Below are 12013 nucleotides of genomic sequence, written 5' to 3' on the forward strand. Positions count from 1 at the left end.
GGCGGCGTCAGACCACGCGGGCGCGCAGCAGGTCGTGGATGTTCAGCGCGCCCACTACGCGATGCTCCTGATCGACCACGATCAGCGCGTGGATCTGGTGCTTCTCCATCAACTGGGCGGCTTCCACGGCCAGCTTGTCGGCGGTGATGGTCTTGGGCGTGCGGCTCATCAGGCTGGCGACCGAGGCGCCGCGCAAATCCACGCCGTCGTCGTCCAGCGCGCGGCGCAGGTCACCGTCGGTGAACACACCGAGCAGGCGGTCGTGTTCGTCGACCACGGCGGTCATGCCCAGGTGCTTGCGGGTCATTTCCATCAGCGCCCGGGTCAGGCTGGCCCCGGGGCCGACGCGCGGCACCTCGTCGCCGCCGTGCATCACGTCGCTGATGTGCAGCAGCAGGCGCCGGCCGAGGCTGCCGGCCGGATGCGAGCGGGCGAAATCGTCGGCGGTGAAGCCGCGCGCTTCCAGCAGCGCGATCGCCAGCGCGTCGCCGAGCACCAGCGCCGCCGTGGTGCTGGCGGTTGGCGCCAGACCGAGCGGACAGGCCTCGCTGGAGACGCTGGCGTCCAGATGCACGTCGGCCTGGCCGGCCAGCGAGGAGCGCGGGTTGCCGGTGATCGCGATCAGCGGAATGCCCTGGCGCTTGATCACCGGCAGGATGAACAGCAGCTCGTCGGTTTCCCCGGAGTTGGACAGCGCCAGCACCACGTCCTGCGGCAGGATCATGCCCAGGTCGCCGTGGCTGGCCTCGCCCGGATGCACGAAGAACGCCGGCGTGCCGGTGGAGGCGAGGGTGGCGGCGATCTTGCGCCCGATGTGGCCGGACTTGCCCATGCCGCTGACCACCAGCCGCCCCTGGCAGCCGAGGATCAGCCGGCAGGCCTGCACGAAGCCGCCGTCGACCCGCGGCTCCAGCGCCCGGATCGCGGCGGCCTCGGTCGCGATGACCGTGCGTGCGCTGCGGGCGATGGCATCGGGATCGACGCAGATTTCGGCAGATGGGGCGATGCGTGCGTTCATGGGTCCTTCGGCGGCGGCGCCAGGATGCGGAGGCGGGAGGAAGTCCACGGGATAGCTTTGCAGCCGCTGGCTGAATGATGTCCCGTCATTTCTGAGCCAGCGACTTTCCATTACCATGGCCGACTTGCAGTTTACCTTCATATGACAGCGCGTTGGACGCCGCCCGCCGGGCGACTCCGTACCGGCGACGCCCTCCTTGCAGTGGATTTTCCGATGGACGCAGAGCGCATCCAGGCTTTGATCGAGAGCGGCTTGCCCGGTGCCCGGGCGGACGTGCGTGGCGCCGACGGCGTGCATTTCGAGGCGACCGTGGTGGCCGAGCAGTTTGCCGGCAAGCTGCCGCTGGCCCGCCATCGACTGGTCTATGCCACGCTCGGCGACCTGATGGGCGGCGCCATCCATGCGCTGGCGCTGAAAACCCTCACTCCCGCGGAAGCCGCCGCGCGCGCCTGATCGCGCCGCCCGCCGCTCCGACTTTTCCGAAGGACCTCCATGGCCAAGATCCTCATCAGCGGCGGGCAGCCGCTCAACGGCGAAGTCGGCATCTCCGGCGCCAAGAACGCCGTGCTGCCGATCCTCGCCTCCTGCCTGCTGGCGGACGAGCCGGTCACCATTTCCAATGTGCCGCACCTGCACGACGTCACCACCACCATGGAGCTGCTCGGCCAGATGGGCGTGCAGCTGGTGCTGGACGACCGCATGAAGATCCACGTCGATCCGCGTCCGGCCGACCGCTACTTCGCCCCGTACGAGCTGGTGAAGACCATGCGTGCCTCGATCCTGGTGCTCGGCCCGCTGGTGGCCCGCTTCGGCCAGGCCGAGGTCTCGCTGCCCGGCGGCTGCCAGATCGGCTCGCGTCCGGTCGACCAGCACATCCGCGGGCTGCAGGCGCTGGGCGCCGAGATCGTGGTGGAGAACGGCTACATCAAGGCGCGCGCCAGGCGGCTCAAGGGCGCGCGCATCTCGATGGACATCGTCACCGTCACCGGTACCGAGAACATCATGATGGCGGCGACCCTGGCGCAGGGCACCACCATCATCGAGAACGCTGCGCAGGAGCCGGAGGTGGTCGATCTGGCCCACTGCCTCAACGCGATGGGCGCGCAGATCGAGGGCGCCGGCACCGCCACCATGGTGGTCCATGGCGTGGAGCGCCTGCACGGCGCCGAGTACGAGGTGCTGCCCGATCGCATCGAGACCGGCACCTTCCTGGTCGGTGCGGCGATGACCGGCGGCAAGGTGCGCACCCGCGGTGCCCGCGCCGACACCATGGAATCGGTGCTGGCCAAGCTGGAGGAGGCCGGCGCCCACGTCTCCACCGGCGAAGGCTGGATCGAACTGGACATGCGGGGCCGCCGGCCAAAGGCCGTCAACATCACCACCGCGCCATATCCGGCGTTCCCCACCGACATGCAGGCGCAGTTCACCGCGCTCAACTGCGTGGCCGAGGGCGTGGGCGTGATCACCGAGACAGTGTTCGAGAACCGCTTCATGCATGCGCACGAGCTGCAGCGCCTGGGCGCGGACATCCGGCTGGAAGGCAACGCGGCGATCATCCAGGGCGTGCCCAAGATGAGCGGCGCGCCGATCATGGCCACCGACCTGCGCGCCTCCGCCTGTCTGGTGCTGGCCGGCCTGGTCGCCGAGGGCGACACCACGGTGGACCGCGTATACCACATCGATCGCGGCTACGAGAACATCGAGGAAAAGCTCGGCGTGCTCGGCGCGAAGATCCGTCGCCTGCCGAACTGAGGCGCGGGACTCGGGACTCGGGACTCGGGACTCGGGACCCGGGACCCGGGACGGACCATTTTCTGGGCCATCCGATCCCTTGGGGCAGCTTCGAGCAGGCCTTCGCCCGTCATCCCGGCGTTCGCTCACACGCGGTGCGGAACGCTCTCATTCCAGCCGCCTGTCGACGCCCGCCTCTTTCCCTGGGAGGGAGAAGGAGTGCGCCGCGCAATGTTTCTGAACAATCCCCGATCTTCCCGCGTTCGCTGAAGATGTCGGCTGGTCGAGGCCTCGCTCAGGGCGAACGGAAGCTCACCAGCTGCAGCGTGAGATGGTCGCCGTCGCCTTGGGCCAGCTTCACCGGCAGCGGGAATTTCGCCGGCACGTACCAGGCACTGAACGGTTTGTCGGCATCGGTGCGGGTGATGCGTTCTGCCTTGAATTCGCCGGCCGGCACCGAGACCGGCTCGGTCGCCTGCACCGCGTACTGCTGCTGCTCGACGCGCTGTTTCACGCCCACCGGCAGCACCACGCTCTTGCGCCCTTCGCGCAGCGCCAGGCCGAGCGCCAGCGGCAGGGTGTTGCGGTCGACCATGCCCGGCGCACTGGCGTAGCGGATCGGTCCCTTGCCCTCGTCCACGGTCACCCGACCGGCAGCCCAGTCGACCTCGAGGTGGCGATGTTTCTGCTTGATCGCCGCGTTCATGCGGTAGTCGTAGGTCAGCGTCTCGGGCGCGTCGTCGTGCCAGCGGAAGCGGGTGGTCTCGTCCGAGCTGGCGCCCAGCAGCGCGGCCAGGCCGGCGGTGCCGCGGGTCCAGTTGCGGTAGGCGTAGGTGTCGCCGCCCGCTGCGCTGAGGGTGATGGTCGCCTCGCCGATCGTCTCGCCGTCGCGCTGCACCTGGTAGGTGGCGGTGAACGGCGCCGGTGCGCTGGCTGCCGCGGCCGGCGGCACGATGCCAATCAGGAGCAGGCCGGCCAGCAGCGCGCCGGCGGAGCGGGAGAAGCGGGTGTGCAGGAGGTCAGTCATGCGGCCCGAGTCTACCGGCCGCGCCTGAACCGGCCGTGGCGCGCGGGCGGATGTCACGCCTCGTGTTCAGCGCGTCAAGGCGTGGTCGCACCACTGCAGCGGGGCGTCCAGCGGCACGCCGTCCAGCCACACCCGGCCGTCGCGCAGCGCGAGGCGCCCCTGCGCGATGTGCGACACCACCGCCGGCAGCAGCCGGTGTTCGTGGGCCAATAGGCGTGCCGCCAGCGTCTGCTCGTCGTCGTCCGGCGCGATGGCGATGCGCGCCTGCGCGATCACCGGCCCGCCGTCGAGTTCGGCGGTGACGTAGTGCACGCTGGCGCCGTGCTCGGCGTCGCCGGCGGCGAGCGCGCGGCGATGCGTGTGCAGGCCGCGGTACCTGGGCAGCAGCGAGGGATGGATGTTGATCATTCGGCCGACCCACGGCGCGAGTGCCGCACCGTCGATGATGCGCATGAAGCCGGCCAGCACCAGCAGCTCGGCGCCGGACTGGCCGACGCGTTCGAACAGGGCATGGTCGAAGGCGGCACGGTCGGGGTAGTCGTGCGGAGACAGCGCGAGCGTGGGCACGCCGGCGTCGCGCGCCAGCGCCAGCGCGCCGGCGTCGGCCTTGTCGCTGCCCACCAGCACGAACTCCACCGGCAGCGCGCCGCGCGCGCGCGCCTCCAGCAGGGCGGCAAAGTTGCTGCCGCGCCCGGAAGCGAGCACGGCGATGCGCAGGGGGGAGGACGGCAGCTCGGACATGGTCATCACACGGGAGGCGCGCACCGGACGAGGCGACGAGGGCGTTGCGCAGACGGTCCGTCTCTCACTCCTCGCACCTCGCTCCTCACTCACTCCTCACTGCTTCAGCCGATATGCACGCGCTCGTCGCCGCGCGCGGCCACGACTTCGCCGATCACCCAGGTCGCCAGACCATGCTGTTCCAGCAGCGCCGCGGCGGCACGGACCGCCGACGGCGGCAGGATCACGGTGAAGCCGACGCCGCAGTTGAAGGTGCGCCACATTTCCTCGCGCGCCACGTTGCCTTCGCGCATCAGCCACTCGAATACCGGTGGCAGCACGATCGACGAGGCTTCCAGCGCCAGGCCGAGGCCTTCCGGCACCACGCGGATGACGTTTTCCTTCAGCCCGCCGCCGGTGATGTGCGCCATGCCGTGGATCTGGCCGGCGTGCTCGCGCAGCAGGGCCAGCATGGGTTTGACGTAGATCGTGGTGGGCGCCATCAGGGCGTCGGCCAGGGTGACGCCGCCCAGGTCCAGCTCGAGCGGGTTGCCCGCGCGCTGGAGGATCCTGCGGATCAGCGAATAGCCGTTGGAATGCGGACCGGAGGACGCCACGCCCAGCACCAGGTCGCCGGCCACGATGGCGTCGCCGTTCATCAGGTCGGCCTTTTCCACCGCGCCGACGGTGAAGCCGGCCAGGTCGTACTCGCCCGGCGGGTACATGTCGGGCATCTCGGCCGTCTCGCCGCCGATCAGCGCGCAGCCGGCCAGTTCGCAGCCCCGGGCGATGCCGCCGACCACGGCCACCGTGGCGTCCACGTCCAGCTTGCCGGTGGCGAAGTAGTCGAGGAAGAACAGCGGCTCGGCACCCTGCACCAGCACGTCGTTCACGCACATGCCGACCAGGTCGATGCCGATGGTGTCGTGGCGGCCCAGCGCCTGCGCCAGCTTGAGCTTGGTGCCCACGCCGTCGGTGCCGGAGACCAGCACCGGCTCGCGGTAGCGGGTGCCCAGGTTGAACAGGCCGCCGAAGCCGCCCAGCCCGCCCATCACCTCCGGCCGGAAGGTGCGCCTGACCAGCGGCTTGATGCGTTCGACCACGGCGTTGCCGGCGTCGATATCCACGCCGGCGGCGCGGTAGGTGAGGGCGTCGGACATGGTTGCAACCCGCGTCGATAAACGTCCAATGATAGACGCTGGGGACCGGATTGGGCAGACTTCCGGGACGCTTTCAAGGATGTCGCCCCGCCCATGCGCCTGCTTCGCCTGCTGCCGGTCCTGTTCGTGCTCAGCCTGATCGGGCTGTCGTCCGCCCACGCGCAGGGCGTGCCCACTTCGCCCTACACGGTGACCCTGCCGGTGACCGATACCGGCGAGGCGCAGCGCGACGCCACCTTCACCAACGCGCTGGGCCAGGTGCTGGCGCGCGTCGCCGGCGGCCAGGACCTGCGCGGCAAGCCCGGCTACGACGATGCCATCAAGAGTGCCAGCGGGCTGGTGAGCAACTTCCAGTACCTGCGTGTGGGCGACGGCCTGGCCCTGCAGGTCACCTTCGACCGTGGCGCGGTGAACCACCTGATCGGCCAGCTCGGCGCGCCGGCCGCGGGCGTCAAACCGCCCGTGCTGCTGCTGGTGCAGGGCACCGACGGCAGACTGCTCGGCGGCGACTCGCTGGACGCGCTGGCCAAATCCGCCGCGGCACAGGGCTATGGGGTGGTCTACCCCGATCCCACCCGGCCGCCGCCGCTCGATCGCGTGGCCGCGGTCGATCCGGTGGCCATGGCCGACCTCACCGCGCGCTACAAGACCGGCCTGGTGCTGATCGGACGGCTGCATCCGGGCCGCGTCGACTGGACCCTGGTCTCCGGCGGCGTGGCGCAGAGCTGGAGCGGCACCGGTGCCACCGAGGACGCGATGTTCGCGGTCGCCGGCGGCGCGATGGCCGCGAGGGTGGGCAAGCAGCTCAACGTGATCGGTGCCGGCAGCAGCGAGGGCCTGCTGTGGGTCGAGGGCGTGCGCTCGGCGATGGACTACGCGCAGCTGCTCAACCTGCTGCGCAACGATCCGGCGGTGCGCAAGGTAGGCACGGTGGGCGCCAGGGACGACGGCGTGCTGCTGCAGGTGACCTCGGCGCTGCCGATCGACGCGCTGGCATCCAACCTCGCCGCCGGCGGTCGATTGCTGCAGGCGCCGGCGGCGCACGCCGGCGCGGACGCCAGCCTGCGCTGGCTGCACTGAATGCGCCCGCTGCGATCGACTGGGCGCGCACCCGGAGTACGGCGATGAATGCCCAGGAATCCCGCCGCTGGCAACTGCTCGCCATCGTCGCCGTCATCGGCTACCTGACCTATCTGCTGGCGCCGGTGCTGATGCCGTTCGCGATGGCCGGCATGCTGGCCTACCTCGGCGATCCGCTGGCCGACCGGCTGGAGCGGCTCGGTCTCGGCCGCACGCTGGCGGTCACCATCGTGTTCGTGGTGATCGTGCTGCTCACCGTGGGTGCGCTGCTGCTGCTGATCCCGCTGATCTCGCACCAGGTCGACAGCCTCATCCAGAACCTGCCGCGCTATGGCGAGTGGATCCGCGACACCGCCGTGCCGTGGCTGCAGGCCAAGCTGCGGCTGGACCCGCACACCTTCGAAATCGGCCGCGTGATGGACGCGGTGAAGGAGCACATCGGCTCCATCGGCAGCGTGATCGGCAAGCTTTCGCGCTCCGGCGTGGGCGTGCTGATGTGGATGACCAACCTGGTGCTGATCCCGGTGGTGGCGTTCTACCTGCTGCGCGACTGGGACCGGCTGGTGGCCTGGGTCGACACCATGCTGCCGCGCTCGATCGAGCCGACCGTGGCGCATCTGGCGCGCGAGTCGGACAAGGTGCTCGGCGCCTTCGTGCGCGGCCAGCTGCTGGTGATGCTGGCGCTGGGCATGTTCTACGGCGCCGGGCTGGCGCTGGTCGGGCTGTCGGTGGGGCCGCTGATCGGCATGGTCGCCGGCCTGCTCAGCTTCGTGCCGTACCTGGGCTTCATCATCGGCTTCGGCGCCGCGGTGATCGCGGTGCTGGTGCAGTACGGCGACTGGGCGCACCTGCTGCTGGTGTGCGGCGTGTTCGTGATCGGCCAGCTGCTGGAAGGCTACGTGTTGGTGCCCAGGCTGGTCGGCGGCAAGATCGGCCTGCATCCGGTGGCGGTGATCTTCGCGGTGCTGGCCGGCGGCTACCTGTTCGGCTTCCTCGGCGTGCTGCTGGCGCTGCCGGCGGCCTCGGTGATCCTGGTGCTGCTGCGCTACCTCACCGAGCGCTACCGCCTGAGCGAGTTGTACACCGGTACCGGGCCGGCCGATCCCGGCATTGCCGGGGTCGAGGTCACCGTGACCTCCGTCGAGGGCGAAGTCCGCAGCGAAGCGCATCGGCCGGCGTCGGGCGACCAAAACGGCCCTCCGCCGGCCGCGCCATGACCGTCCAGCTTCCGCTTGCCCTGCGCTGGCCGCGCCGCCAGCGGTTCGAGCATTTCCACGCCGGTGCGCACAACGCCGCCGCGCTGGCCGCGCTGCAGGCGCTGGCCGGCGTGCCCGGATCGCCCTGGGTCTACCTGCACGGGCCGACCGGAAGCGGCCGCAGCCATCTGCTGCTCGCCGCGGCACAGGCGGCCAGCGCCGCCGGCCGTCGCGTGCAGTACCTGCCGCTGGCCACCCTGGCCGATCGCGCGGCCGCCCTGCGCGGCGTGGCCGGCAGCGAGTGGCTGGCGCTGGACGACCTGGGGACACTGGCCGGCGAACGCGAGGCCGAGCACGCGCTGTTCGACCTCTACAACCGCACCCGCGCCGACGGCGGCGCCATGCTGTTCGCGGCGGCCGCGACTCCTGCCGACCTCGGCATCGCCCTGCCGGACCTGCGCTCGCGCCTGGGCGCCTGCACCCAGTTCGCGCTCAAGCCGCTGGACGATGACGAGCGCCGCCACGTGCTGAAGGCGCAGGCGGCCGCCCGCGGCATCGAGCTGGACGAACCCGTGCTGGACTGGCTGTTCGCCCGCTACGCCCGCGACCTGGACGCGTTGCTGGACTTGCTCGATCGGCTCGACCAGGCCTCGCTCGCCGCGCAGCGGCGCATCACGGTGCCGTTCCTGCGGGGTTTTCTGCGGCAGGGGAATGTCCACTGAGGTCTTTTAACCAGGGAGGCGCTGTCATGCTGAAGCACTTGCTGCCGGTTCTCTGCTCAGGCCTTGAGCAGCGCCGGCGTCGCCTGCTGACCGATGGCGTCGACCATCGCCCTGGCCACGTTGAGGTTGCCGGCGATCAGGTTGCCGCTGGTGGGGATACCGTCGCGGCCGGCGAAGTCGCAGTAGCGGCCGCCCGCCTCGTGCACCAGCAGCACGCCGGCGGCCATGTCCCAGGGCTTGAGGCCGATCTCGAAGTAGCCGTCGTAGCGGCCGGCGGCGGTATAGGCCAGGTCCAGCGCGGCCGAACCGGAACGACGGATGTCCTCGGCCTGGCCGAGGATCGCACGGGTCATGTCCAGCTGCGGGGTGAGATGCGCGCGCTGGCGGTAGGGGAAGCCGGTGGCGATCATCGCGCCGCCCAGGTTCTCGCGCTTGCTCACGCGCATGCGCCGATCGTTGAGGAACGCGCCGTCGCCCTTGCTGGCGGTGTACAGCTCGTCGCGCAGCGGATCGAACACCACGCCATGCACCGGCACGCCCTTTTCGAGCAGGGCGATGGAGACGGAAAAGTGCGGGATGCCGCGCAGGTAATTGTGGGTGCCGTCGAGCGGGTCGATCACCCACTGCAGCGGCCCCTTGCCGATGGCGCCGCTTTCCTCGCCGAGGATGGCGTGGTCGGGGTAGGCGCGGCGCAGCTCCTTGATGATCTCCGCCTCGGCCAGCTTGTCGACCTCGGAGACGAAGTCCAGCTGCTGCTTCTCGACGACGTTCAACCCGTCGATGCGGTTCATGTAGCGCAGGATGATGTTTCCTGCAGCGCGCGCGGCGCGCGCCGCGATGGTGACGGCGGGTCTTGGCATGGCTTCGGCTTTGTGAAAAGAGCGGGGCAGGCGGCCGTGGATTCTAGCAGAGGCGGTCGCCGCCGACAGGTCGCGGCACGCGTTCTGCCCAGGGAAGTGGGCCTGGGGAAGGGCGGGACGCCATCTCGACTATCCTTGGCGCCCGTTTTTTGTCCGGATGGCTCCGCATGAGCGCCCTCGATCTCACCCCGCTGTTCCGCTTCGTGCTGGTGCGTACCTCGCATCCGGGCAACATCGGCAGCGCCGCGCGGGCGATCCGCACGATGGGCTTCACCCGGCTGAGCCTGGTGGCGCCGCACCGTTTTCCCGACCCCGAGGCGTCGGCGCTGGCCGCCGGCGCCGATGACGTGCTGGCGTCCGCGCCGGTGCACGGCGGGCTGGTCGACGCGCTGGCCGGCAGCACCTTCGCGCTGGGCCTTTCCGCGCGCCGGCGCGGTGTCAATCTGCCCGAGCTCAGCCCGCGCGAAGGCGTGGCGCAGGCGCTGGCCGCGGCCGCCCGCGGCGGGCAGGTGGCACTGGTGTTCGGCAACGAGCGCACCGGTCTGGAGAACGAGGAACTGGCCCGCTGCCACGCGATGGTGCGCATTCCCAGCGTGGAGGATTTCAGCTCGCTCAATCTCTCCCAGGCGGTGCAGGTGATGGCCTACGAACTGCGCCTGGCGCTGCTCGGCGACGAGTTGCCCGAGGCGCCGCCGCTGCACGAGGAGCCGCCGGCCGATGCGGAGCAGATGGAGCGCTTCTACGAGCACCTGGCGCAGATGCTGGACGACATCGACTTCCACAAGGGCCGCACGCCGACCACGATCATGCTCAGGCTGCGCAAGCTGTTCCAGCGCGCGCAGATGAGCGAGCGCGAGCTGCGCATGCTGCACGGCATCCTGGCGGACGCCCAGCGCATGGCATCGCTGGCCGGGAAAAACACGCCTCCCCGCCGGTAGGAGCGCACCCTGTGCACGAGCGGCCTCGCGCCTTGTCGCAGCATCCATCGCCCACGAGGTGGGCTCCTATGGCGGGTGATCGGTAGGAGCGCACCCTGTGCGCGAACGGCCTCGCGCTTCGTTGCTGCATTTATCGCGCGCAGGGCGCGCTCCTGCCAGGGCCGTTCGCCATCGGCTCAGCCGCCGCGCGTGGCCTCGTCGTCGGCGTTGTCCGGCGCGGCCGCGCGGGACACCAGCAGCTTGTCGATGCGCGCGCCGTCCAGGTCCACCACCTCGAAGCGCACGCCGCGCCAGGCGAACACCTCGCCCACCTGCGGGATGTGCCCCAGCGCGGTCATCACCATGCCGGCGACGGTGCGGAAATCGTGCGCGTCCTCGCCGGGCAGCTCGCCCACGCGCAGCAGCTCGCGCAGGTCGTCGGTGGACAGCGTGCCGTCCACCAGCCAGCTGCCGTCCTCGCGCTTGACGATCGGCGAGTGTTCCTCGCCGGCGCTGCCGTGGCCGAGCTGGGCCACGCCGACCACCGCCGAGAGCAGGTCGTTGATGGTGACCACGCCCTCGATGTCGCCGTATTCGTCCACCACCAGCGCCATCGGCGTCTCGGCGTCGCGGAATTCCTCCAGCAGGTCGAGCGCGCGCCCGGTGGCCGGCACGAAGAGCGGCCTGGACAGATGCCGGAACAGGTCCGGCATGCCCTGGCCGAGGTCGCCCAGCAGGCTCTTCACCTCCACCACGCCCACGATGTCGCTCTCGTCGCCGCGGTACACCGGATAGCGCGAGTACGGCGTCTCGCGCAGCACCTGCAGGTTCTCCGCCAGCGGCGCGGCGATGTCCAGCCAGGCGATGCGCCGGCGCGGGGTCATCACGCTGTCCACCGAGCGGTCGCCCAGGCGCAGCACGCGGTTGACCATGTTGTGCTCGTCGGCATCCAGCACGCCCTGTTCGGCACTCTCGGCCACCAGCAGGCGGATCTCCTCCTCGGTCACCGCGCTGTTGCCCCTGTCGGTCACGCGCAGCAGCTTCAGCACCAGTGAACTGCTCGCATTGAGCAGCCACACGAACGGCGCGCAGATCCGCGAGAGCACCAGCATCGGCATGCCGACCACCATCGAGGCGGTCTCCGGTGCGGCCAGCGCGAGGCGCTTGGGCACCAGTTCGCCGAACACGATCTGGATGAACGAGATCGCCACGAAGCCCAGCGTGAAACCCAGCGCGTGGGCGTACGGCTCCAGCCAGGCGATCCCGTCGCGATGCAGCGCATCGGCAATGTGGCCGCCCAGCGCATCGCCGGCCAGCGCGCCGGTGAGCAGCATCACCACGGTAATGCCCACCTGCACAGTGGAAAGGAAACGCTCCGGCGCCTCGGCCTGGCCCAGCGCCACGCGGGCGCGGCGGCTGCGGTCGCCCAGATGCCTGAGCCGGCTCTTGCGCGAGGCCACCAGCGCCATTTCCGACAGCGCGAAGAACCCGTTGCACAGCGAGAGCACGAAGACGAGCGCGATTTCGGTCAGCATCGCGCGGGCTGGAACTGGATGGCCATGGGCGAGAAGTGTAGGGCGCT

At 70.4% G+C, this 12013-nt stretch carries 12 protein-coding genes; 6 read left to right on the forward strand and 6 right to left on the reverse strand.

What is annotated here, in order from left to right:
• Positions 1 to 7 precede the first annotated feature (7 nt).
• Positions 8 to 1018 carry a KpsF/GutQ family sugar-phosphate isomerase gene (locus ACO2Q2_RS01830; RefSeq protein ID WP_423254067.1) on the reverse strand — a complete coding sequence of 337 codons (1011 nt, stop codon included), beginning with the start codon at positions 1016 to 1018 and terminating at the stop codon, positions 8 to 10.
• Between the two features lie 213 nt (positions 1019 to 1231).
• Here ACO2Q2_RS01830 and ACO2Q2_RS01835 point away from each other — a divergent pair, with 213 nt between their 5' ends.
• Together ACO2Q2_RS01835 and murA are read left to right on the forward strand one after the other, a co-directional pair.
• Complete coding sequence (locus ACO2Q2_RS01835; protein WP_423254068.1) at positions 1232 to 1471, forward strand: BolA family protein; 240 nt, start codon at positions 1232 to 1234, stop codon at positions 1469 to 1471.
• Positions 1472 to 1510: 39 nt separating this feature from the next.
• On the forward strand, positions 1511 to 2770 hold the full coding sequence (gene murA / locus ACO2Q2_RS01840; RefSeq protein ID WP_423254069.1) for a UDP-N-acetylglucosamine 1-carboxyvinyltransferase: 1260 nt from the start codon (positions 1511 to 1513) through the stop codon (positions 2768 to 2770).
• Between the two features lie 274 nt (positions 2771 to 3044).
• On the opposite strand, the gene ACO2Q2_RS01845 is transcribed toward murA, so the two are convergent.
• From ACO2Q2_RS01845 to purM, 3 genes are all read right to left on the reverse strand, one after another.
• Positions 3045 to 3776, reverse strand: a complete 732-nt coding sequence (locus ACO2Q2_RS01845) for a DUF3108 domain-containing protein (RefSeq protein ID WP_423254070.1) — start codon at positions 3774 to 3776, stop codon at positions 3045 to 3047.
• Positions 3777 to 3842: 66 nt separating this feature from the next.
• Positions 3843 to 4517 carry a phosphoribosylglycinamide formyltransferase gene (gene purN, locus ACO2Q2_RS01850; protein WP_423254071.1) on the reverse strand — a complete coding sequence of 225 codons (675 nt, stop codon included), beginning with the start codon at positions 4515 to 4517 and terminating at the stop codon, positions 3843 to 3845.
• Positions 4518 to 4621: 104 nt separating this feature from the next.
• Positions 4622 to 5656, reverse strand: a complete 1035-nt coding sequence (gene purM / locus ACO2Q2_RS01855; RefSeq protein WP_423254072.1) for a phosphoribosylformylglycinamidine cyclo-ligase — start codon at positions 5654 to 5656, stop codon at positions 4622 to 4624.
• 93 nt (positions 5657 to 5749) lie between these two features.
• On the opposite strand from purM, the gene ACO2Q2_RS01860 reads away from it, so the two are divergent.
• From ACO2Q2_RS01860 to hda, 3 genes are read left to right on the forward strand one after another with little or no spacing between them, the layout of a single operon-like run.
• Positions 5750 to 6736: a DUF2066 domain-containing protein gene (locus ACO2Q2_RS01860; protein WP_423254073.1), complete on the forward strand. Its 987-nt coding sequence runs from the start codon at positions 5750 to 5752 to the stop codon at positions 6734 to 6736.
• 44 nt (positions 6737 to 6780) lie between these two features.
• A complete protein-coding gene (locus tag ACO2Q2_RS01865) occupies positions 6781 to 7953 on the forward strand; it encodes an AI-2E family transporter (protein WP_423254074.1) in 1173 nt (390 codons plus the stop codon).
• Complete coding sequence (gene hda, locus ACO2Q2_RS01870) at positions 7950 to 8654, forward strand: DnaA regulatory inactivator Hda (protein WP_423254075.1); 705 nt, start codon at positions 7950 to 7952, stop codon at positions 8652 to 8654. Before ACO2Q2_RS01865 ends, hda begins: the two co-directional genes overlap by 4 nt.
• 56 nt (positions 8655 to 8710) lie before the next feature.
• Here the strand turns inward: hda and ACO2Q2_RS01875 are convergent, their stop codons facing one another.
• Positions 8711 to 9514, reverse strand: coding sequence for an inositol monophosphatase family protein (locus tag ACO2Q2_RS01875; RefSeq protein WP_423254076.1), 804 nt, complete (start codon positions 9512 to 9514; stop codon positions 8711 to 8713).
• 167 nt (positions 9515 to 9681) lie between these two features.
• Here ACO2Q2_RS01875 and ACO2Q2_RS01880 point away from each other — a divergent pair, with 167 nt between their 5' ends.
• Entirely contained in the window at positions 9682 to 10452 is a 771-nt protein-coding gene (locus ACO2Q2_RS01880; RefSeq protein WP_423254077.1) for an RNA methyltransferase, read from the forward strand.
• Positions 10453 to 10628: 176 nt separating this feature from the next.
• Here ACO2Q2_RS01880 and ACO2Q2_RS01885 read toward each other — a convergent pair whose 3' ends face one another.
• Positions 10629 to 11966 (reverse strand): hemolysin family protein, encoded by a 1338-nt coding sequence (locus ACO2Q2_RS01885; RefSeq protein WP_423254078.1) that lies wholly within the window; start codon positions 11964 to 11966, stop codon positions 10629 to 10631.
• Between the last annotated feature and the right edge of the window lie 47 nt (positions 11967 to 12013).

The sequence above is a fragment of the Dyella sp. KRB-257 genome (assembly GCF_049445995.1).
Classification (GTDB): domain Bacteria; phylum Pseudomonadota; class Gammaproteobacteria; order Xanthomonadales; family Rhodanobacteraceae; genus Dyella_A.

Excerpts from the sequence above, each read along its gene's own strand:
- ACO2Q2_RS01830 (WP_423254067.1), bottom strand. The coding sequence starts at position 1,018 with ATGAACGCACGCATCGCCCCATCTGCCGAAATCTGCGTCGATCCCGAT.
- ACO2Q2_RS01835 (WP_423254068.1), top strand. The coding sequence starts at position 1,232 with ATGGACGCAGAGCGCATCCAGGCTTTGATCGAGAGCGGCTTGCCCGGT.
- murA (WP_423254069.1), top strand. The coding sequence starts at position 1,511 with ATGGCCAAGATCCTCATCAGCGGCGGGCAGCCGCTCAACGGCGAAGTC.
- ACO2Q2_RS01845 (WP_423254070.1), bottom strand. The coding sequence starts at position 3,776 with ATGACTGACCTCCTGCACACCCGCTTCTCCCGCTCCGCCGGCGCGCTG.
- purN (WP_423254071.1), bottom strand. The coding sequence starts at position 4,517 with ATGTCCGAGCTGCCGTCCTCCCCCCTGCGCATCGCCGTGCTCGCTTCC.
- purM (WP_423254072.1), bottom strand. The coding sequence starts at position 5,656 with ATGTCCGACGCCCTCACCTACCGCGCCGCCGGCGTGGATATCGACGCC.
- ACO2Q2_RS01860 (WP_423254073.1), top strand. The coding sequence starts at position 5,750 with ATGCGCCTGCTTCGCCTGCTGCCGGTCCTGTTCGTGCTCAGCCTGATC.
- ACO2Q2_RS01865 (WP_423254074.1), top strand. The coding sequence starts at position 6,781 with ATGAATGCCCAGGAATCCCGCCGCTGGCAACTGCTCGCCATCGTCGCC.
- hda (WP_423254075.1), top strand. The coding sequence starts at position 7,950 with ATGACCGTCCAGCTTCCGCTTGCCCTGCGCTGGCCGCGCCGCCAGCGG.
- ACO2Q2_RS01875 (WP_423254076.1), bottom strand. The coding sequence starts at position 9,514 with ATGCCAAGACCCGCCGTCACCATCGCGGCGCGCGCCGCGCGCGCTGCA.
- ACO2Q2_RS01880 (WP_423254077.1), top strand. The coding sequence starts at position 9,682 with ATGAGCGCCCTCGATCTCACCCCGCTGTTCCGCTTCGTGCTGGTGCGT.
- ACO2Q2_RS01885 (WP_423254078.1), bottom strand. The coding sequence starts at position 11,966 with ATGCTGACCGAAATCGCGCTCGTCTTCGTGCTCTCGCTGTGCAACGGG.